At 71.1% G+C, this 20,953-nt stretch carries 13 protein-coding genes and 1 pseudogene; 4 read left to right on the top strand and 10 right to left on the bottom strand.

Going from position 1 to position 20,953, the window contains the following annotated elements:
• Window positions 1-36 precede the first annotated feature (36 nt).
• Window positions 37-1,581 (top strand): ATP-dependent DNA ligase, encoded by a 1,545-nt coding sequence (locus tag G412_RS0118635; protein ID WP_028813393.1) that lies wholly within the window; start codon window positions 37-39, stop codon window positions 1,579-1,581.
• Between the two features lie 138 nt (window positions 1,582-1,719).
• A complete protein-coding gene (locus G412_RS0118640) occupies window positions 1,720-1,917 on the top strand; it encodes a DUF4236 domain-containing protein (protein ID WP_028813394.1) in 198 nt (65 codons plus the stop codon).
• A 45-nt stretch (window positions 1,918-1,962) separates the two neighbouring features.
• On the opposite strand, the gene G412_RS0118645 is transcribed toward G412_RS0118640, so the two are convergent.
• Window positions 1,963-3,477, bottom strand: coding sequence for an alpha/beta fold hydrolase (locus tag G412_RS0118645; RefSeq protein WP_028813395.1), 1,515 nt, complete (start codon window positions 3,475-3,477; stop codon window positions 1,963-1,965).
• Window positions 3,478-3,634: 157 nt separating this feature from the next.
• Between G412_RS0118645 and paaK the strand changes: the two genes are divergently transcribed.
• On the top strand, window positions 3,635-4,924 hold the full coding sequence (gene paaK, locus G412_RS0118650; RefSeq protein WP_028813396.1) for a phenylacetate--CoA ligase PaaK: 1,290 nt from the start codon (window positions 3,635-3,637) through the stop codon (window positions 4,922-4,924).
• On the opposite strand, the gene G412_RS0118655 is transcribed toward paaK, so the two are convergent.
• The 3 genes from G412_RS0118655 to G412_RS0118665 all read right to left on the bottom strand — a co-directional run bounded on the left by G412_RS0118655 (window position 4,893) and on the right by G412_RS0118665 (window position 9,211).
• Window positions 4,893-6,419: an acyl-CoA synthetase gene (locus G412_RS0118655; RefSeq protein WP_028813397.1), complete on the bottom strand. Its 1,527-nt coding sequence runs from the start codon at window positions 6,417-6,419 to the stop codon at window positions 4,893-4,895. The genes paaK and G412_RS0118655 overlap by 32 nt on opposite strands.
• A gap of 126 nt (window positions 6,420-6,545) precedes the next feature.
• Window positions 6,546-8,102, bottom strand: a complete 1,557-nt coding sequence (locus tag G412_RS0118660; protein WP_028813398.1) for an acyl-CoA synthetase — start codon at window positions 8,100-8,102, stop codon at window positions 6,546-6,548.
• Window positions 8,099-9,211: an NAD(P)H-dependent flavin oxidoreductase gene (locus G412_RS0118665; RefSeq protein WP_028813399.1), complete on the bottom strand. Its 1,113-nt coding sequence runs from the start codon at window positions 9,209-9,211 to the stop codon at window positions 8,099-8,101. The genes G412_RS0118660 and G412_RS0118665 overlap by 4 nt, the downstream gene beginning before the upstream one ends.
• Window positions 9,212-9,423: 212 nt before the next feature.
• Between G412_RS0118665 and G412_RS0118670 the strand changes: the two genes are divergently transcribed.
• Complete coding sequence (locus G412_RS0118670; RefSeq protein ID WP_051338472.1) at window positions 9,424-11,169, top strand: serine hydrolase domain-containing protein; 1,746 nt, start codon at window positions 9,424-9,426, stop codon at window positions 11,167-11,169.
• Between the two features lie 35 nt (window positions 11,170-11,204).
• Here the strand turns inward: G412_RS0118670 and G412_RS0118675 are convergent, their stop codons facing one another.
• The 6 genes and pseudogenes from G412_RS0118675 to G412_RS0118695 all read right to left on the bottom strand — a co-directional run bounded on the left by G412_RS0118675 (window position 11,205) and on the right by G412_RS0118695 (window position 20,941).
• A complete protein-coding gene (locus G412_RS0118675; protein WP_028813401.1) occupies window positions 11,205-12,755 on the bottom strand; it encodes a phytoene desaturase family protein in 1,551 nt (516 codons plus the stop codon).
• Window positions 12,756-12,821: 66 nt separating this feature from the next.
• Window positions 12,822-15,065, bottom strand: coding sequence for a serine/threonine-protein kinase (locus tag G412_RS0118680; protein ID WP_028813402.1), 2,244 nt, complete (start codon window positions 15,063-15,065; stop codon window positions 12,822-12,824).
• A pseudogene (locus G412_RS41030) lies at window positions 15,047-15,322 on the bottom strand (oxygenase MpaB family protein); the annotation flags it as partial. The gene G412_RS0118680 and the pseudogene G412_RS41030, both read right to left, overlap by 19 nt.
• Before the next feature lie 60 nt (window positions 15,323-15,382).
• Window positions 15,383-16,498: a sugar ABC transporter substrate-binding protein gene (locus G412_RS0118685; protein ID WP_028813403.1), complete on the bottom strand. Its 1,116-nt coding sequence runs from the start codon at window positions 16,496-16,498 to the stop codon at window positions 15,383-15,385.
• A gap of 212 nt (window positions 16,499-16,710) precedes the next feature.
• Window positions 16,711-18,651, bottom strand: coding sequence for a hypothetical protein (locus tag G412_RS35135; protein ID WP_051338459.1), 1,941 nt, complete (start codon window positions 18,649-18,651; stop codon window positions 16,711-16,713).
• Window positions 18,652-18,784: 133 nt separating this feature from the next.
• On the bottom strand, window positions 18,785-20,941 hold the full coding sequence (locus G412_RS0118695) for an SUKH-4 family immunity protein (RefSeq protein WP_028813404.1): 2,157 nt from the start codon (window positions 20,939-20,941) through the stop codon (window positions 18,785-18,787).
• Between the last annotated feature and the right edge of the window lie 12 nt (window positions 20,942-20,953).

Raw genomic sequence — 20,953 nt, forward strand, 5'->3', positions numbered from 1 at the left:
ACTGCGGGGCGGTCGGCACCGTTGCAGGATGGGGGCATGCTGCTGGCCACACTCGCCCGGGTCTCGCTGGAGATCGCCTCGACGTCCGCCCGCTCGCGCAAGACCGCGCTCCTTGCGGAGCTCTTCCGCAGCGCCGGGCCCGACGACGTACCGATCGTGGTCCCGTACCTGGCGGGCCGCCTCCCCCAGGGGCGCATCGGGATCGGCTGGAGCCTGCTGCGGGAGCCCGTCACGCCCGCCGCCTCACCCACGCTGACCGTGCGCGAGGTGGACGCGGTGCTGACCGCGTTCGCGCAGGTCGCCGGGGCCGGAGCGCAGGCGCGGCGGGCGCGGCTGGTGCGGGAGCTGATGGGGGCGGCGACCGAAGAGGAGCAGAAGTTCCTCTTCGGGCTGCTCACGGGCGAGGTGCGGCAGGGCGCGCTGGACGCGCTGGCGGCGGAGGGACTGGCGGCGGCCGCGTCGGTGCCAGCCGCCGATGTGCGGCGAGCGGTGATGCTGGGCGGTTCCCTGGTCGAGGTCGGCCGGGCGCTGCTGGGCGAAGGGACGGCGGCGCTCGCGGAGTTCACCCTCCAGGTGGGCCGCGCCGTGCCGCCGATGCTCGCGCATCCCGGCCAGAGCGTCGATGCGGCGGTCGGCAAGCTCGGCCCGTGCGCGGTGGAGGAGAAGCTGGACGGTATCCGGGTGCAGGTGCACCGCGACGGCGAGCGGGTGCGCGTCTTTACGCGCACCCTTGACGACATCACGGACCGCGTACCGGAACTCACCTCCGTCGCGGCCGAGTTGACCGGCGACGGATTCATTCTCGACGGTGAGGTCATCGCTTTCAGCCCGGACGGCAGGCCGCTGCCCTTCCAGGACATCGCGGGCCGCGTCGGCTCCCGCCTCGACGTGGCGGCGGCGCGCGAAGCACTGCCCCTGTCCCCCGTCTTCTTCGACGTACTGGCGCTCGACGGGGAGGTCCTCCTGGATCTGCCCTACCGGGAGAGGTACGAGCGGCTGGCGCGGCTGGTGCCCGAGCCGATGCGCGTACGCCGGACGGAGGTGGCCGGCGCCGACGACGCGCCGCGGGCCGGGGAGTTCCTGGCCCGGACGCTGGGGCGCGGCCACGAAGGGGTGGTGCTCAAGGCTTTGGACGCGCCGTACCAGGCCGGGCGGCGCGGCACGTCGTGGCTCAAGGTGAAGCCCGTACACACGCTCGACCTGGTGGTACTGGCCGCCGAGTGGGGCCACGGGCGGCGTACCGGCAAACTCTCCAATCTGCATCTCGGCGCCCGGCGGGCCGACGGCACGTTCGCCATGCTCGGCAAGACGTTCAAGGGCCTCACCGACGCGATGCTGGACTGGCAGACGCGGCGGCTTCAAGAGCTGGCGACCGGCGACAACGGCCATGTGGTGACCGTACGTCCGGAACTCGTCGTCGAGATCGCGTTCGACGGGGTCCAGCGGTCCACGCGCTATCCGGAGGGTGTGACGCTGCGTTTCGCGCGCGTTGTGCGCTACCGGGAGGACAAACCGGCCGCCGAGGCGGACACGATCGCGACCGTCCTCGCGACGGGGCCGGTGCGGGCAGTGGAGGACTGAACGCCAGCGGGATTCGGCGTGCCGGGGCGGGCGGTCGGCGCGGCCGGAGGGGCATGGTCCGGGCAGTAGGGGTAACCCGTACAGCGCGCGCCTCTTACCCCTCCCGCGAATTACCCCTCTCCCCGAAGGACGTCGACCATGCCGATCACCTTCCGCAAGAGCTTCCGGATCCTCCCTGGGGTGCGGCTGAACATCAACCGTCGCTCCTGGTCCCTCACGACCGGCGGCAGCAACGGCCCCCGGCGCACCACCAGCAGCACGGGCCGCCGTACCACCTCGATGGACCTGCCGGGCCCCTTCGGCTGGCGCAGGACCACGCGCACGCGCCGCCGGTGAGCGCCCGCCGGGGTACCGCCGGAGCACCGCATTGCTGACATCGCGTCAGTAGCAGCCCGCCGCCTTCAGCTCCGCGAGGAACTCCTCGGGCGCGTCCTGATGGATCAGGTGCCCCGCGTCGATGGTCACCAGGCGGCAGCCGGGAATCAGTTCCGCCATCCGCGCGAGGGGGTCCTGCGGCAGGTGGCTCTTGGGGCCGCCGGCCAGCAGGAGCACGGGCGCGGTGATGCCCGTCAGCCCCGTGGCCCAGGCCGGGTCCGGGTCGTTGTACTGCGCGTCCGTCGCGGGCACGACCTCCCAGTCGAAGCCGGGTTCGTCGCCCGTACGGTACGGCTCCGGGCGGCACGGGTCGGCGGGGAACGGCGCGGGCGGGTCCTCAAGGACCAGGCGGCCGGTCCGCTCCGGGTACGCCTGCGCGACCAGCAGAGCGACCATGCCGCCCATGGAGTGCCCGACGATGTCCGCACGCTCCACGCCGAGCGCGTCGAGGAATCCCCGTACGTCGTCACGCATCCGCGGGTACGTGTAGCTGCCCGGCCAGTCGCTCATCCCGTGGCCGCGCAGGTCCAAGGCGTACACCCGGCGGGTGGCGGCGAGCCGCTCGGCGATGGGCGTCCAGTGCGCGCTGTTCCCGGACCTGCCGTGCAGCAGTACGACGGGCGGTGCGGCGGGGTCGCCCCAGGCGCGGTACGCGATGCGGATGCCGTTCGCCCGTACGCTGCGCAGTCCGGCGTCGAAGAAGGTGCCGACCGTACGGACGAACCAGCCGGGGTCGTCGAGCCACGGGAAGTGCCCGCCGCCGGGCTGTACGGCCGACTCGGCGCCGGGGAAGAGCGCGGCGATCTCGGCCGCGCGCTCCGGGGTGGGCACGCCGTCGCGTTCCCCGGCGAGCACGAGAACGGGCGCCTCGAACGCCGCCAGCGCGGCGCGCGTCGCCGGCGGGTCGAAGGTGCTCTCCGTGGCGAACACCTGCGCCGCCGCCCGGTTCAGCTGCCGCGGGCTCTGTGCGGCGTGCGCCCGGGCGGCCGCGTCCCAGCGTCCGTAGAAGAACGGATAGGCCGAGCCGGTCGTGTCGGCGCCGCGCAGTTGCGCGTCGAGGGCGGCGTACGCCTCCTCGAACCACGGTTCGTCCTTCCGCAGCCGCGCCGCCGACCGCCGGTCCCCGGCGGTCACCGCCACCCCGGCGGCCCACGCGGTCGGCGTGACGAGCGCGAGGCGGCGGACGCGGTGGGGGTGGGCGGCGGCGTACAGCATGGCGAGACTGCCCGCCGCCGAGTGCGCCAGCACGTCCATGCGTTCCAGGCCCAGACGCTCACGCAGCGCCTCCACGTCGGCGACGAGCCGCTCGCAGCGGTACGTCGCCGGGTCGGCCGGGACCGCGGAGTCGCCGGTGCCGCGCAGGTCGAGGAGGACGAGCTGGCGGTGCGCGGAGAGTCCTCCCAGGTCACCGAGGTAGGCGGAGGCTCGCATGGCGCCGCCGGGCAGGCAGATCAGGGGCTCGCCCTCGCCCACGAGGTGGTAGGCGAGCGTGGTCCCGTCGTGCGCGCTGAATGTCCGCATGGCCCTCATGTACAAGATCATCACAACTGGCGGTCCTTCAAAGCAATGCTTTTCTCTTGACGCCCGGCTCTCTTGACGCCTGGGCGGCCTCCTGGATTACTGGCCCCCAGAAGATCGACCGAATGATCGGTTGTCCGGTTGGGACGGAGAGTCACCTATGACGGTTCTGCTGGACGCGGCGGAGGAGCTCGGCCGCGAGGAGCTGGGGGCGCTGCAACTCGAACGGCTGCGGGCGACTCTGCGCCACGCGTACGACAACGTCCCTTTCTACCGGCAGTCGTTCGACAAGGCGGGGCTGTGCCCCGAGGACTGCGGCTCGCTCGCCGACCTCGCCCGTTTCCCCTTCACCGTCAAGACCGATCTGCGCGACCACTACCCCTTCGGCATGTTCGCCGTCCCGCAGTCCGCCGTCCGCCGCGTCCACGCCTCCAGCGGTACGACGGGCCGGCCGACGGTCGTCGGCTACACCGAGCGCGACCTGGACATGTGGGCGGACGTCGTCGCCCGCTCGATCCGCGCGGCCGGCGGCCGCCCCGGCCACAAGGTGCATGTGGCGTACGGATACGGCCTGTTCACCGGCGGGCTCGGCGCGCACTACGGCGCCGAGCGCCTCGGCTGTACGGTCATCCCCGCGTCCGGCGGCATGACCGCCCGCCAGGTGCGGCTGATCCAGGACTTCCGCCCCGAGGTCATCATGGTGACGCCCTCCTACATGCTGACGCTGCTCGACGAGTTCGAGCGCCAGGGCGTCGATCCCCGTACCACCTCCCTCAAGGTGGGCATCTTCGGCGCCGAGCCGTGGACCGAGGAGATGCGGCGCGAGATCGAGGAGCGGTTCGCGATCGACGCCGTCGACATATACGGGCTGTCGGAGGTCATCGGCCCCGGCGTGGCCCAGGAATGCGTGGAGACCAAGGACGGCCTGCACATCTGGGAGGACCACTTCTATCCGGAAGTCGTCGATCCGGTCACGGGCGAGGTGCTGCCGGACGGCGAGCAGGGCGAACTGGTTTTCACGTCACTCACCAAGGAGGCCATGCCGGTCGTCCGTTACCGCACCCGCGACCTGACGCGGCTGCTTCCGGGTACGGCGCGGCCGGGCTTCCGGCGGATGGAGAAGGTGACCGGCCGCAGCGACGACATGGTCATCGTGCGCGGCGTGAACCTCTTCCCCACCCAGATCGAGGAAATCGTGCTGCGTACGCCGGGAATCGCTCCGCACTTCCAGCTCCGGCTGACCCGAGAGGGCCGGATGGACCGGCTGACCGTACGGGCGGAGGCGCGGCCGGAGGCCACCGGGGAGCAGCGGGCGGCCGCGGCGGCGTCGATCGCCGCCGCCGTGAAGGACGGTGTCGGCGTCTCGGCCGGGGTCGAGATCGTCGACCCCGAGACGCTGGAACGGTCGGTGGGAAAGCTCAGGCGGATCGAGGATCTGCGGGCGAAGTGAGCGAACCCAAGCGGTCCCGCAGCTCGCGTTTGAGGATCTTCCCGCTGGCGTTGCGCGGCAGCTCGTCCACGAAGAGCACCCGCTTCGGGGCCTTGAAGTGGGCGAGCTTCTCGCGGGCGTACGCGAGGAGCTCCTCCTCGGTCACGTCGCCGCGCGGCACGACGACGGCGGTGACGGCCTCGATCCACCGCGCGTCGGGAAGGCCGACGACCGCCGCCTCCACGACGCCGGGGTGGCTGTAGAGCGCGTCCTCGACCTGCCGGGAGTCGACCAGTACGCCACCGGAGTTGATGACGTCCTTCACGCGGTCGACGATCGTGAAGTACCCCTCGCTGTCGCGCGTCGCGAGGTCCCCGGAGCGGAACCATCCGTCGCGGAACGCCTCCTTGGTCTCGGCCGCCCGGTGCCAGTACCCGTCGCACAACTGCGGTGAGCGGTAGACGATTTCGCCGGGCGTCCCGTCCGGTACCTCGGCGCCGTTCTCGTCGACAACTTTCGCCTCGACGAACAGCACGGGCCTGCCGCACGAGTCCATGCGCCCGTCGTGCTCGTCCGGCCCGAGGACCGTCGCCAGCGGGCCGATCTCGCTCTGCCCGAAGCAGTTGTAGAAGGCAAGATCCGGCAGTCGCTCGCGCAGCCGCTCCAGGACCGGTACGGGCATGATGGACGCGCCGTAGTACGCCTTGCGCAGTCCGCTCAGGTCGCGGGTGGCGAAGCCGGGGTGCTGGGAGAGGCCGATCCACACCGTGGGCGGCGCGAAGAGGCTGTCTGCCCGGCCCGCCTCCACCAGGTCGAAGATCTTCGCCGGGTCCGGACCGTCGATGATGGTGTTCTCCGCACCGACCGCGAGATACGGCAGCAGGAAAACGTGCATCTGCGCGGAGTGGTAGAGCGGCAGCGAGTGGACCGGCCGGTCGCCCTCCTTGAGGTCCAGTGCCGCGATGGCGCTGACGTACTCGTGGACGAGGGCGCGGTGCGTCATCATCGCCCCCTTGGGGAGCGCGGTGGTGCCGGAGGTGTAGAGGAACTGCACGACGTCACGGGCGTCGCGGTCCGGGTCGTACGGGCGCGGCGTGCTCAGCGCGTCGAGCAGTGAGCCCCCGGCGTCACGCAGCGGGCGTACGGCGGCACCTGCCGGGAGCCGGTCCGCCAGGCCGGGATCGGCGAGGACCAGTGCGCTGCCCGAGTCTTCGAGGATGTACGCCAGGTCGTCACCGGTCAGGTGCTGGTTGACCGGCACATGCACAAGTCCCGCTCGCGCGCAGGCGAGGAAGGCGATGAGGTACACGTCCGAGTTGTGGCCGTACGCCGCCACCCGGTCGCCGTCCTCAAGGCCGTGCGCGACGAGTTCGGCGGCAGCGGTGGAGACCGCGGTGTCCAGCGCGGCGTAGGTCCAGGACCGGTCCGCGTACCGCAGGGCGATGCGGTCCGGGGATCGGCGCGCGCTGCGGCGCACGATCCCGTCGACGGTGCTGCTGCGTACGTCTGTCGTCATGGCGTGATCGTGGGGCGCGGTGCGACCGGTGGTCAAGGGGCGGAACGGGCCTGAACGCTGCCTCGGCGCGGCTGGATACCGAACGGGGGTGTCGGCATGAGCACGCCCGGCGTTCGCGGCGGCCGGTCATACGGTGCGCTCGTGACCCTTCCAGTACGGCTCGCGCAGCCGGCGCTTGTAGAGCTTGCCGTTCGGGTCGCGGGGCATCGAATCGGTGAAGTCGACGGTCCTGGGCCGCTTGAAGGCGGCCAGCCGCCCCTCGCAGTGCGTGAGGATGGCGGCGGCCAGCGCGTCGTCGGGAGTGTGGCCGTCGGCCGGTTCGACGACGGCCTTGACCTCCTCGCCCCAGTCCGCGTGCGGGATGCCGAAGGCGGCGGCGTCCGCGACGGCGGGGTGGGTGAGGAGGGCTGCCTCTATCTCGGCGGGATAGATGTTGACGCCGCCCGAGATGATCATGTCGATCTTGCGGTCGCGGAGGAAGAGGTAGCCGTCCTCGTCGAGTACGCCGAGGTCTCCGACGGTGAAGAAGTCACCGATACGGTTCTTCTGCGTCTTGGCCTTGTCCTTGTGGTAGCTGAAGCCGCCGGTGCTCATCTTCATGTAGACGGTGCCGAGTTCGCCGGGCGGCAGCCGGCTGCCTTCGTCGTCGAATACGGCAAGTTCGCTGATGGGCCAGGCCTTGCCGACGGTGCCGGGTTTCTTCAGCCAGTCCTCCGCGGTGGCGAAGGCGCCACCGCCCTCGCTGGCCGCGTAGTACTCCTCCACACAGTGACCCCACCAGTCGATCATCGCCCGTTTGACGTGGTCGGGGCAGGGTGCGGCGCCGTGGATGGCGTGGCGCATCGAGGACACGTCGTACGAGGCGCGTATCTCCTCGGGGAGGGCGAGCAGTCGGTGGAACTGGGTCGGGACCATGTGGGTGTGCGTGCAGGAGTACCGGTCGATGAGGCGCAGCATCTCCTCGGGCGTCCACTTGTCCATGACGACGAGTGGATGGCCGATGTGCAGAGCGGCGCCCGCGAATTGGAGTACGGCGGTGTGGTACAGCGGCGAGCAGACGAGGTGGACGTTGTCGTCGAAGGGGCGGATGCCGAAGATGGCGAGGAATCCGCCGAGGTAGGACTCCTCGGGCAGCTTGCCGGACAGGGGGCGGCGGATGCCGCGCGGGCGTCCGGTGGTGCCCGAGGTGTAGTTCATGACCCAGCCGAGGGTGCGGTCGGCGGGCTCGGACTCGGGCTGCCCTCTGAGGAGATCGGTGTACGGACGGAACCCGGGAACGTCGCCGACGGCGTAGCGGCGGTTTCCGGGAAGCTTCGCTTCGTCGGCCGCGGCGGTGGCGGCTTCGGCGAAGCGTTCGTGTGCGATGACGACCTTCGCGCCGGAGTCGGCGACGATCCAGCCGATCTCCGGGCCGACGAGGTGGTGGTTGACGGGGACCAGGTAGAAGCCGGCCTGGGAGGCGGCCAGGTAGGCGGTGAAGAACTCGACGCCGTTGGGGAGGACGACGGCGAAGGCGTCGCCCTGGCGCATGCCCGCGGCGCGCAGTCCGTGGACGAGCTGGTTGACGGCGGCGTGCAGCCGTCCCGCCGTCCACTGCTCGCCGCCGGGGGCGGTGAGGACCGTACGGCCGGGGTCCGCTTTCGCCTGGGCCCAGAAGCCGTTGGGCGGCTGAGTGGCAGTCATGACCGGCTGCTCCTTCCTGCGATGCGGTGGAGTCGGTCCACGGCGCGTTCGAACCCGCGGGTGAGGTCGTCGAAGACGGCCTGAACACTGCGTTCGGATGTCATACGGCCGACGATCTGGCCGACGGGAGTGCCGAGCAGCGGCCCGATTTCGTACTTCTGGATGCGGGAGACGGCCTCGGCCACGAGGAGCCCCTGGAGCGGCATGGGGAGCGTCCCCGGTCCGCTCGGGTCGTCCCAGGCGTCGGTCCATTCGGTGCGCAGCTGGCGGGCGGGCTTGCCGGTCAGGGCGCGGGAGCGGACGGTGTCGCCGGAGCCCGCGGCGAGGAGTTTGGCGGTGAGGGCGCGGGAGTGGAGGTCGGCTTCCTCGGTGGTCAGCCAGATCGAACCGAGCCAGGCGCCCTGGGCGCCGAGGGCGAGGCCGGCGGCTATCTGTGCGCCGCTGCCGATGCCTCCGGCCGCGAGTACGGGCAGGGGGTGGACCGCGTCGACCACCTCGGGGACGAGGACCATGGACGCGATCTCGCCGGTATGGCCGCCCGCTTCGTAGCCCTGCGCGACGACGATGTCGATGCCCGCCTCGGCGTGGCGCCTGGCGTGTCTGGCGCTTCCCGCGAGCGCGGCGACCAGGACGCCGTGGTCGTGGGCGCGGGCGATTACGTCGGCGGGCGGGGAGCCGAGGGCGTTGGCGAGCAACTTGATGGGGTAGTCGAAGGCGACGTCGAGCTGGTTGCGGGCGACCTCCTCCATCCAGCCGGTGATGCGCCAGCCCGATGCCTCGCCTTCGGCGAGTTCGGGTACGCCGTGTTTGGCGAGGGTCTCCTCGACGTACCGGCGGTGGCCTTCCGGGATCATCGCTTCCACGTCGGCCTCGGTCACGCCCTCGACCTTCTTCGCGGGCATGACGACGTCGAGGCCGTACGGCTTCCCGTCGGTGTGTTCCGCCATCCAGTCGAGGTCGCGCGCGAGTTCGTCCGGCGCGGTGTAGCGCACCGCGCCGAGCACGCCGAATCCGCCCGCCCTGGTGATGGCGGCGGCCACCGCCGGGAAGGGTGTGAAGCCGAAGATGGCGTGCTCGACACCCAGTTTCTTGCTCAGCTCCGTCTCCATGGGCGGCAGGATGCCGCAGGGGGGCGTACGAGGGAAGAGATTTCCTGATGCAGCGTCAGGTTCTTTATGCTCTCTTGAGTCCCTTGAGGTCCCTGGGGATATGTTGAACGTGTGGCGGACGTTACTTTCACAAGGGGTGGCTGGTGACCGACCGTGCAGGGGAAGCGGAAGCGGACAGAGGAATCAGCCGGCGCAGGCTGGGCGGCGGCATCATGGCGCTGGGCGGTGCCTTCGTGATGGCGCCGCTCGCGGCGGGGCGGGCCGGGGCGGCGGGCGGTTCCGGCCACGGACGCCCGACGCTGCGCCGTGGTTCACCCGAACGCGCCGGGCTCCTGCCCGGCCCCCTGAAGCAGCTCGTCACGGACGCGGAGCGCTACCTCGGCCCCTCCCCCAGGCACCCCTGGTACGCGGGCGCGGTCCTGCTCGCCGGGCGGGGCCGCACGGTGGCGCTGCATCAGGCGATCGGCTCGGCGGTGCGCTATTCGGCGTACGACGAGAAGACCGACACGGCGGTGGAGTTTCCGGCGGACCAGCAGATCGCGATGGCCGAGGACACGGTCTTCGACCTGGCGTCGGTCTCGAAGCTCTTCACCTCCCTGCTCGCCGTGCAGCAGATCGAGCGCGGCATGCTGGAGCTGGAGGGGAAGGTCGCCGCGTATCTCCCGCAGTTCGGGGGCGCGGGCAAGCAGGACATGACGGTGCGCCAGCTCCTGACGCACACTTCGGGGTTCCGTGCCTGGATTCCGCTCTACAAGGAGCCGACGCGGGAGGGGAAGCTGCGGCTCCTGTGGAACGAGGCACCGGCCAGTACGCCCGGCACCACGTACCTCTACTCGGACCTGAATCTCATCTCGCTCCAGTTGGTGCTCGAAGAGATCACCGGTCGCACTCTGGACGCACTGCTCCACGACGAGATCACTGCTCCGCTCGGGATGCACCGCACTCGCTTCAACCCGCCCGCCTCCTGGAAGCCGAAGACAGCCGCCACCGAGGACGCCCGGCTGCCCTGGTCCGGTCTGGACCGGGGCCTGGTGTGGGGTGAGGTGCACGACGAGAACGCCTACAGCTTCGGCGGTGTCGCGGGTCACGCCGGCGTGTTCTCCACCGCCTGGGACCTCGCGGTCCTTGCCCGTACGCTCCTCAACGGCGGCGCGTACGGGCGGGCGCGGATCCTGGAGCGCGAGTCGGTGGAGCTGATGTTCACCGACTTCAACACCGCCTTCCCCGGCGACGAGCACGGCCTCGGTTTCGAGCTCCACCAGCACTGGTACATGGGCGCCATGGCCACTCCGAAGACCGCGGGCCACACCGGATTCACGGGCACCAGCCTGGTCCTCGACCCGTCCACCGACACCTTCCTCGTCGTACTGGGGAACTCGGTCCACCCGGTACGCGGTTGGCGCTCCGGCAGCGCCCCGCGCGTGGCGGCTGCCAACAACCTGGCGCGGGCCGTCGCGGTACGCCCGGCCCACGGCCGCACCGCCTGGTTCTCCGGCATGGCGTCGGCGACCACGGCCACGCTCACCCTGCCCGCCCTCACCCTGCCCGCCCCCGCCCTCACCTCCGGGCGTCCACGACTGCGCTGCTCACTGTGGTGGGACACCGAACCGGGCTCCGACCGCCTCTTCCTGGAGGCGTCGGCGGACGCCGGGGCCACCTGGCAGGCGGTGCCGTTCACGACCGTACGCAAGGGGCACGAGCCGCAGTCGCACCCGGCGGGCGCGGTCACCGGCTGGTCCGGGCGCGTCTGGCACCGGCTGAGCGCGGACCTCGCGGCCTGGGGCGGCGAGGAGGTGCGGATCCGCTGGCGGTACCGGACCGACACGCTGTACGTCGGACGGGGCGCGTACGTCGACGGGCTGCGGGTCGACGATGGACACCGCACGCTCTTCGACGAGGCCAGGCCCGAGGACGCCGCCCGCGTCGAGGCGACGGGCTGGACGGCGTCCGAGGACTGAACGCGGCGGCCGGCCCGGCGGCGGCGGCCGCCCGCTCAGCGCCCGAGAACCGCCATCGCCGCGTTGTGGCCGGGGATGCCGCTCACTCCCCCGCCGCGGACGGCGCCCGCCCCGCACAGCAGGACGTTCGCGTGCGCCGTCTCGACGCCCCACCGGCCCGTCCCGGCGGACTCGTCGGCGTACGGGAACGAGAGCGGGCGGTGGAAGATGTTGCCGCCGGGCAGCCGCAGTTCGCTTTCGAGATCGAGCGGGGTCTTCGCCTCGATGCAGGGGCGGCCGTTCGCGTCGAGCGCCAGGCAGTCGGTGAGGGGCTCTTCGAGGAAGGTGTCGAGCTGCGCGAGAGTCGCCGCCAGGAGCTCGGCGCGAGCCGCTTCGTTGTCGTGGGTGAAGAGGCGTGCGGGGGTGTGCAGACCGAAGAGCGTCAGGGTCTGGTAGCCCTGTGCGGCGAGCTTGGGGCCGAGGATCGAGGGGTCTGTCAGGGAGTGGCAGTAGATCTCCGAGGGCGGCGCGCCGGGCAGCCGCCCCGACGCGGCTTCTTCGTACGCCGCCGCCAGCTGACCGTAGCCTTCCGCGACATGGAACGTTCCCGCGAACGCTTCTTCCGGTGGCACGGAACGGTCGCGCAGGCGCGGGAGCCTGCGCAGCAGCATGTTGACTTTGAGCTGCGCCCCCTCGGCGGAGGCGGAGGCGGAAGTCGCCTCCCCCAGGAGCGTCGCGAGCGCTTGCGGTGAGGCGTTGACGAGAACGTGCCGGGCGCCGACAGCGCCCTCACCCGTGTCGCTCCGGAAGCTGACCTCGGCGTGACTGCCGTCGGTGTCGATACGGGTCGCCTCATGTCCCGTGACGATCTCGGCGCCCGCCGCCCCCGCTGCCTTCGCGAGCGCGTCGGTGAGCGCTCCCATGCCACCCACGGGAACGTCCCAGTCGCCCGTTCCGCCGCCGATCACGTGGTACAGGAAGCAGCGGTTCTGAAGCAGCGTGGGGTCGTGGGCGTCGGCGAAGGTGCCGATGAGCGCGTCGGTGAGGACGACGCCCCGTACGAGATCGTGGGCGAAGTGCTCCTCGATCGCGACTCCGAGCGGCTCCTCGAACAGCATCCGCCAGGCCGCCTCGTCGCCGATACGGGCGCGCAGGGCTTCCCGCGTCGGCAGCGGCTCGGTGAGGGTGGGGAAGACGCGCTCGGCGACGCGCCGCATGACGGCGTAGAAGGACTGCCAGGACGTGAACTCCGCGTCGCCGCCCGTGAGGCGGGCGAACGATTCCCTGGTCCTGTCCGTACCGCCGCCGACCAGCAGGCCGCCGCTACCGCTCGGTGTGTACGAGGAGACAGTGCGCTTGCGCACGGCGAAGTCCAGTCCGAGATCGCGGACGATCGACTGCGGCAGCAGGGACACCAGGTACGAGTAGCGGGAGAGCCGGGCGTCGACTCCCGCGAAGGGGCGGGTGGACACCGCCGCGCCGCCGGTGTGGTCCAGACGTTCCAGCACGAGCACGGAGCGCCCGGCCCGGGCCAGGTAGGCGGCGGCGACGAGGCCGTTGTGGCCGCCGCCCACGATCACGGCGTCATAGCTGTCCTGTACGGGCATGGCGTACGCACTCCTGTCTCAGCTCTCTCAGCTCTCCGCTCCCTGCCCACCTCTACTACCCGGAACTCAGTGGCTGCGCGCTCCGCGCTGCTGCCGCAGTGCGGCCACCCGCCGGTACAGCTCGGCCGCCTCCGCGCCGCGCCCGAGCTGCTCCAGGCAGTGCGCCTCGTCGTTGCGGCTGGCGAGGGCGTCGGGGTGGTCGGCGCCCAGGACGCGCTCGCGCGCCTCGGCGACCTGCCGGTAGACGGTGAGCGCGTCGGACCAGCGGCCGAGCCAGCCGAGACCGACAGCGACCTCCCGGCGGCTGACGAGCGTGTCCGGGTGATCGGCGCCCAGGACGCGTTCGCGGATCGCGCACACGTCGCGGGCCTCGGCCAGGGCCTCCTCCCAGCGGGCGAGGCGGCCCAGGTTGACGCCGAGACCGTGCCGCGCGCGCAGCGTTTCGGGATCGGCCGGTCCGTGCACGCGGGTGCGGTCGTCGACCAGTGCCCGGTAGAGCTCCAGGGCTTCCGCGCTGCGGCCGAGCCGGCCCAGGCTGATGCCGACCTCGTAGCGGGCGGCGAGCGTGTCGGGATGATCGGCCCCCAGCGCCCGCGCCCGGTCCTGTGCGACGTCCCGGTACGTCTGGAGGGCCTCGGCCCAGCGCCCGAGCTGCCCGAGCGCGTACGCGACCTCGTACCGCGTCACGAGCGTGTCGGGGTGCGTCGCGCCGAGCACCCTGGCCCGGGCCGTGGCGACTTCGTGCGCCATGCGGTACGAGTCCTCCAGGCGCCCCAGCCTGCTCAGGTTGAACGCGAGGTTGTGCCGGCAGCGCAGCGTGTCGGGGTGCTCGGCGCCCATGGTGCGTTCCCGCGAGGCGAGGACGGCGGCGTACACCTGGTGTGCCTCGAAGTGACGGCCGAGCTGCCCCAGTACGTACGCCATCTCCTGGCGCGCGGCGAGGGTCTCGGGGTGGTCGGGGCCCATGGTGCGCTCGCGGCCCTCGGCCACGTGGCCGAACTCGCGCAGGGCGTCGTCGGCGCGCCCGGTCCTGCTGAGGGTGAAGCCGACCTCGTAGTGGCTGGCGAGCGTGTCGGGGTGGTCGGGGCCCAGGACGTGTTCGCGCTCGGCGGCGACCGCGCGGTGCACCTCGCCCGCCTCGTCCCAGCGGCCGAGGCGGCCGAGGCTGAGACCGGCGTTGTGCCTGCTGTTGAGTACGGCCAGCACCTCCGGCGGGGGTGTGGGGTGTTCGGGCCGGCGCGCGAGTGGGACGGCGGCGGCCCGCAGGTCGACGCCGGTCGTCCACTCCCCCGTCAGGCCCGCCGAAGGGTCGGGCTGGGTGGGCGGGAGCGCCCACGTGCCGCTCGCCTTGTGGCCGGTGGTCATGCCACGTGTCCAGGAGGGCAGGCGCGGGGCGCGGGAGGGCGGTTGTTCGGGGCGCCCGGCCGGCAGGCGCGGTGCGTGCGCGGCAACGGGACCCGACGAGCGTGCGGCGGTCAGGCGGTGCGCCAGTTCCCTGGCGTCGGCGGGCCGTTCCCCCGGAGTCTTGGCGAGCAGGTCGAGGACGATGCGGTCGAAGAACCCGGGGAGTTCCGGGCGGTGGGTGCGCGGCGGCTCCGGCGGTGTGTCGCGATGGCCGACGAGGACCGCCCAGGCGTCGTCGAGGTCGAACGGCGGAACGCCGGTGGCGATCTCGTACAGCACACAGCCCAGTGAGTACAGGTCGCTGCGGTGGTCCACCTCGACGCCGCTGATCTGCTCGGGCGACATGTAGTGCGGGGTTCCCATGGCGATCCCGGTGCCGGTGAGCCGGGAGGTGAAGCCGATGTCATGGCCCAGACGCGCGATACCGAAGTCGCAGATCTTCACCGTGCCGTCGGCCAGCCGCATGATGTTGGCGGGCTTCAGGTCGCGGTGGACGATGCCCTGTTCGTGCGTGTAGGCGAGGGCCCAGGCGACCTGCTCGGCGATGTCGACGACATCGGCGACGTCCAGCGGGTGGGCCTTGTTGTCCTCCAGGAGCTGGCTGAGGTTGCGTCCTTCGAGCAGTTCCATGACGAGATAGAGAACGCCGTCGTGCTCGCCGAAGTCATGGACGACGGTGACGCCGCGGTGCTGCAGAGCAGCCGCGACGCGCGCCTCCCTGCGGAAGCGTTCGCGCAGCACTCTGGTGAAGGACGGGTCGTGCTGAGGCCCCACCGGCTTGAGGCATTTGACGGCGACCTTGCGCTCCAGCGACTCGTCGAGGGCACGCCACACCTCGCCCATGCCCCCGCGCCCGATCAGATCGAGCAGCCGGTACCGGCCTTGGATCAGCCTGGTGTCCGCCATCTCGTACTGTCGCCCCCGTCACTCCGCTGCGCCCTCCCCGGCCCGTCCAGTATGGCCGCCTGTCTGCGGAGTTTGTACGGGGCGGGGCGCGGGTCGGGGCCGCGGCGCGGCATTGCCTTCAGAATGTGACCGGGCGCCTGTCGCCACCGCACACGGGAGGGGGTGGCGCGGGGAGGCAGTGAGGCGTACGCGAGGGCGGCCACGCGCCGCCCCGGCAGTGCGCGCGCCGGTACGAGCAGCGGATGCACGGGGGTTCGCGTGACCAGGACACTCAGTCGGCACCAGGCGAGGTCCGTGACCGACCCGCGCCAGCGGGGCTACTTGAGCCCGAGCTCCTCGCACTCTGCCTTGACCTCGGGGACGCAGATCTGCTCCACCGTGTAGACGCCGTCAGCGACGACGGTCTCCTTGATGTTGTCCTTCGTCAGGGCGATGACGGGGATGCGCACCGTCGGGACGGACTCCTCGGTCGGGGTGTCGATGTCGGTGTGCGCGGCGGCGCCGAGCGACATGTTCCTGGCCAGCAGGATGGCCATCTCCGCGGCGGCCTCTGCTTCCGGTGCGTACTGCTTGTAGACGGTCATGTACTGATCACCGGCAACGATGCGCTGCACGGCCGCCAGTTCGGCGTCCTGGCCGGTGACCGGCGGGAGGTCGGTGACACCGGCCGCCTTGAGCGCGGCGATGATGCCGCCCGCCATGCCGTCGTTGGCGGAGTAGGCGCCGGTGATGGCGTCCTTGCCGAGGGAGGCGATCGCGGCCTCCATGTTCGCCTGGGCGTTCTCCGGCTTCCAGTCCTTGGTGTCGTACTCGAGGCCGATTTCGACCTTGCCGTCGAGCTCGGTGTGGGCGCCCTTCTTGAACATGGCGGCGTTCGGGTCGGTGAGGGCGCCGTGCATCATCACGACCTTGCCCGACGCCACCCCGGACCCCGAAGCGGAGCCGGCCCGGCCCTTGAGGGCTTTCAGCAGGAACTTGCCCTGGATGTGGCCGACCTGCTCGTTGTCGAAGGAGACATATCCGTCGATGGGGCCCTCGGCGAGGCGGTCGAAGGCGACGACCGGGATGCCGGCGTCGTCCGCCTTCCGTATCGCGCCGGCTATGGCCTTGGAGTCCACCGCGTCCACGATCAGCACGTCGACCTGGTCCTGGATCATGGATTCGAGCTGTTGCGTCTGCAGATCGGCGTTGTTGTCCGCGTTGGCGTAGCGGACCGTGCCCTTGCTGTTGGTGAGCAGCGCGATGCGCTCTTCGATGACCGGCTTGTCGAACTGCTCGTAGCGAGCGGCCTCGTTCTCCGGGAGCAGCAGACCAACAACGATGTCGTCACTCAGCCTCACCCCCGGTTCCTCGGTCGTCCCGCAACCGAAGAGAGACATGGCCATAGCGGGGGCGGCGACGGCGACGGCAGCACGACGCAGAAGTGCGTTCATTGATTGAATTCAACCTCCCTGACAGGCCGCGTCAATTGCGGCCAAGGTGGCCGAAAGCCAACTCTGTGGTAGGGGAAGCGTCAAGATGTGTCCGATTAACGTGACCGCAACGTGATTCTGTGTAATCAAGCGTTCAAGCGTCCGTGACGAGTCAAGCAGCGCTTCCAGAGAGGCACTTGTAGCATCTCGCGGTGCCTGATACGGAGCGCCTGTCAGGTACCGGAGGTCGTCGGAGCCCTACCGTGCTCCTGGAGCCTGGTGTGCGTCAGGATCCGCAGGGCCTTCGCACCACGCTCGGTGGCGACGAGGAGGATGCCGTCCGGGGAGAGGTCGGCACCGGTGAAGGGGACGTCGGAGATCAGTGCGGCCACGATCTCCTCGTCGGCGCGGTTCCACACACGCAGGTAGTCCCCACCCACGCTGAGCGCGAGCGGAGCAGAGGCGCGCTCCTCCTCGGCGGGCCGCTGTATCCGCTCGGGAGACATGGCGACGAGGGGCGTCCCCCGGACGAGGCTGTGGACGAGCAGTGCTGACCCGCCACGCGTACCGATCGGGTACGCGCCAGGTGTGCCCTCAGGGACAGCGAGCGCCGCGACGGAGACCGCCGGTTCACCGCCGGACGCCGGGATGCTCCCGACGGTCACCGCGTGGATGCCCGGGGCCGGCAGGCTCCAGAGGGTCTGCCACGGGAGGTCGATGCCGAGCCGGTGGACGGCGGCGGCGTACTCGGGCAGGCCGTCCTCGACGAACGCGGTCTCCAGCAGGGCGGCTCGCAGGTGGGCCGGGGCCTCGGTGCGCGTCAGCAGAGGAGCGGTACGGAGATAGCTGCGTGCCGCTGCCCCGAGCCCCTGCGTCGGGACTGCCTCAATGGCCGCGCGCAGTCGCACCGGGTCGGCGTGGACGAAGAGCCCTGGATCGGTCAGGAGTTGCGGAAGGAGGCCGGCTTCGAGGGTGTGCCCCGCTATGTGGTCGCGTATGTAGGGGGCGGCTTGGCCCCAGTCCTGATTCGGCACGGCGTCGAGCAGTGCCACGGCTATCCGGGACTGGGCGGCGCGGACGTCGCCCAGCCCGGCGCGGATCTCGTCCCCGATGGCCGGGTGCAGCAGACGGAGCCGCGTACGCCCGTCCTCCCCTTCGACAGTTTCGACGAATGGGGCCGCGAGGGCCATGCCGTTGCCGATCGCCTCGACCGAGTCCGGCCCGGCGACAGCGACCGCGAGCCGCCTCCACAGCTCCACCGGGATCCCGGTGCCATCGGCCAGTGCCAGCGGAGCGAGCATCTGCCGCACCGTCTGCGGGTCATTGCCGAGACGGCGGGAGTGCAGGTCCAGGGCCTGTCCGACGGACGCCGGCAGGTACTGGTCGTCGGTGGGGTCGAAGCCGCCGGGTGCCGTCAGGATGCCGCGTACGGCCAGCCGGACGACGAGGTGGCTCGTCCCGGCCTGCCGGCCGATGGCCTCGGCCAGCCGGCGACGCGGCCCGGAATCTACGGTGAACGGCAGCTCGGGGACGCCGGACTGAGGAGTCAATGCCGCCTCGGCGTGCAGCACCAGAACCTCGGGGTCGGCCCACCGCGGGTCGTCGAGGTCGATGATCTGCGCGGCCCCGTCCGGCAGCCCCTCCGCCAGCTCGGCGGCGAGTTCGCGCGGTACGTCCACGAGCAGGCGGACGGTCTCGGTGGCGGTGAGTGGCTTGAGTACCTCCCGCACGACTCGTGCGGGCTCGTCCGTCGCACGCACGGGACCGGCACGGTCGAGATCCGGAACGACGAGGGTCACTGGACGGTCGAGAGAGGCCAGCTCCCCGTACACATCCTTGGTGCTGGACGCAGTCAGTTCGTAGTGGTCGGCGACCAACCACAGCACTTGGCTTGCTGTCCGGCCTGCCGCTGCGGGCACGGCGGGTGCGGGCAGGTCGGGCGGCACGGTTGTGGGATCCATCTCGTCGAGCGGCAGCCCTTTGCGGAACTCCGGGTCGCAGAGCATGAGGAACCCGGCAAGCAGGCGTGAGCGCCCGCTGCCGGAACTTCCGGTGAGTACGACGACGCGCGGTGTCCCCGGCCACTCCGTACGCCATGCTGCGAGTGTGCGCAGCACGGCCGAGCGTCCCCCTATGTATGGGTGCGGTGCGTAGCCGTCGGTTGAGCCGGTCATCGATCCCATCCTTGTCCTTACGGACGCCTTGCTTACGTCGGTTGACCATATGGCGGGACATGGCGGCCCGGTCCCGGCGGAGCCGACCGGTCCAGGGTCTACTCCCGACTCCGGCCTGCTCCCGAATCCGGCCTCAGACCCGGTCATCGAAGTTGTAATCCTCGAAGGCCCTTTGCCAGCACTGCGTTTGGAAAGCATCCGGGTCGATTTGGCTCAGCCAGTGACGTACATCCGTCTCCGTGTCCTCGACCGACCAGTCGGAGGCGAACCACCAGTAGTAGAGGCGGACCATGGCGACGAACTGACCGAGGCTGCTGCCGGCCAGCGAGTCGTCAATGCCCGACGAACCGTCCTGCAGCACGCTTCCGTCGTGGCCGTCGAGGAGTAGTCGTGCACCCTGCCAGCGGCCGAGAGAGAAGTACGGGGCTTTCCTCCCGGCCAGTTTGCCGACGGGCCCGGCAACGGGACGCAGGCCTGCGCCCTCCAGCTCGGTGGTGTCGAGTTCGAGGAAGCCTGTGACGCAGGGGATGCCCACTGCGGAAAGGAATGCGCGGGTACCGGTGTCGGAGATGCCGGGCGGCAGGGAGCTTTGCGGGAACCGTTTGACCGCGGCAGGTCCCCAGACGCTCGTCAGCCAATCGGTCGTCGGGTCCAGGGCCGCGGCCGGCAGGTCCGCCGGAGCAAGCCGCGTGCCGGTGCCCACCAGGTGCTTGAGGAGGCCGGGCGTGGCTTCCTGCGCGGCACCCTGGTTGATTTCGACGGCGCACACCCCGTCGGTGGAGGCCAGAGCGATACGAGAGCCCGAGCGCACGCCTCGACGGATGTATTCCGGCATGCGCGGCATATCCACTTCGCCGTCAGCGGCTCCGGCAGGTCGCCACCCCCGAGGCCCCTGATCCGCGTGCGTGGTATCTGGCGCGTTCGCGGCCTCGTCAGGTTCGGCCCGGGGCGCGCCCGTGGCCAGGTCCCAGGTGCCGATGTGGTCGTGGCGGGTGCGGGCCGTGACCAGGTCGCCTGCCGGTGTGTGCACGATCTGGAGCGTCCGGACGACGGGACGCCTGACCAATGTGTCCGTGCCGAACGCACCGGCACCGACGCCGTCGGCCCAGAGCGTGTGCCAGGGCAGGGCCGCGGGGCCGGCCGCCGACAGGAGCCGACCGGCCGCAGCTTCCCCCGTCGGCCCGGCGTACATCAGGCTGAGGTGCAACAGCGCCAGCCACTCACCCTGGGACGACGGCTGAACACCGCGGCGCGCCAGGTAATGGAGGTGGGCGGCGGCACTTCCCTGGGGGATGGGCCGCCCATGGAACGCGGCCTCGAACGCCTCGAGAAGCGACTCGTGGCCGACGCGGACGACCGCCGCGGTGTCTGCGAGGAATTCCGCGAACCGGCCGGCCGCCGCCGCGTGACCGGCCAGGGCGCGACCGGCGTACCACCGCATCGCCTCGGAGGCGTCCGTGGCCGACAGCGCGGTGAGTGCTCGCGCGTGACAGGACCTGGCCTCCTCGGCACGTATAACCGTACGCAGTCGCCGGGCCACTGCCTCCTGGCGAAAGGACACGAGAGTAGCGCCCGCCTCGTCGTCCGACCTGCGGAGCCAGTCGCCGGCCGCCGAGTCGCCGAGAAGCGCCTCCAGCCGGCGCTCCGGGATGTTCCGGCCCAGAGCCGCACAGAGCAGGGACCACACGGGCAGGGGTACGAAGCGGTGTTCGGCCAACGCCAGCGCGTGGAGGGCGAACGGCAGGACCGCTTCCTCCTCCGGCTCCGGGAAGTCGGGCACGCCACCGAAGCCTCCTTGCAGGGTCAGATGCCGGCCGCCCAGCTCGGCGGCACAGCCCGGTGCATCGTCGACCTCGACCAGCAAGCGCATCCGCAGCCCGCGCCGATGGTTCTTGACCAGTACTCGTACCACCTGACCGAGCACACGCTCTGGTTCACGCGAAGTGCGCAACCGGCCTGCCCTCTGTGTGTTCGCGAGAACGACCACGGGGTCGTCGGTGATCTGGCGGGCCACCGCGGCGAAGTTGCCCTTGAAGGTGTCCGTGGCGGCGATGCCGAGCGCCGTCGTCACGCCCCGGGCCACCTCCTCCGCGGACCTTTCGGCGCAGTCGACGTGGGCCGCGGCCGGATGGCGGGCGACGACCTCGCGCAACAACGCCGTTCTGCCGCTGCCCGCCCGCCCACCGATCCACAGCCAGGCGCTGGCGTCGCGAGGCCGGTCGATCCATCGCAGCGCACGGTTCATCGCGAGTTCTGCCGGGACTTCATCCGGGTTCGGGGTGGTACTCATACGTCAGGTCTT

Source organism: Streptomyces flavidovirens DSM 40150 (assembly GCF_000429085.1).
Classification (GTDB): domain Bacteria; phylum Actinomycetota; class Actinomycetes; order Streptomycetales; family Streptomycetaceae; genus Streptomyces; species Streptomyces flavidovirens.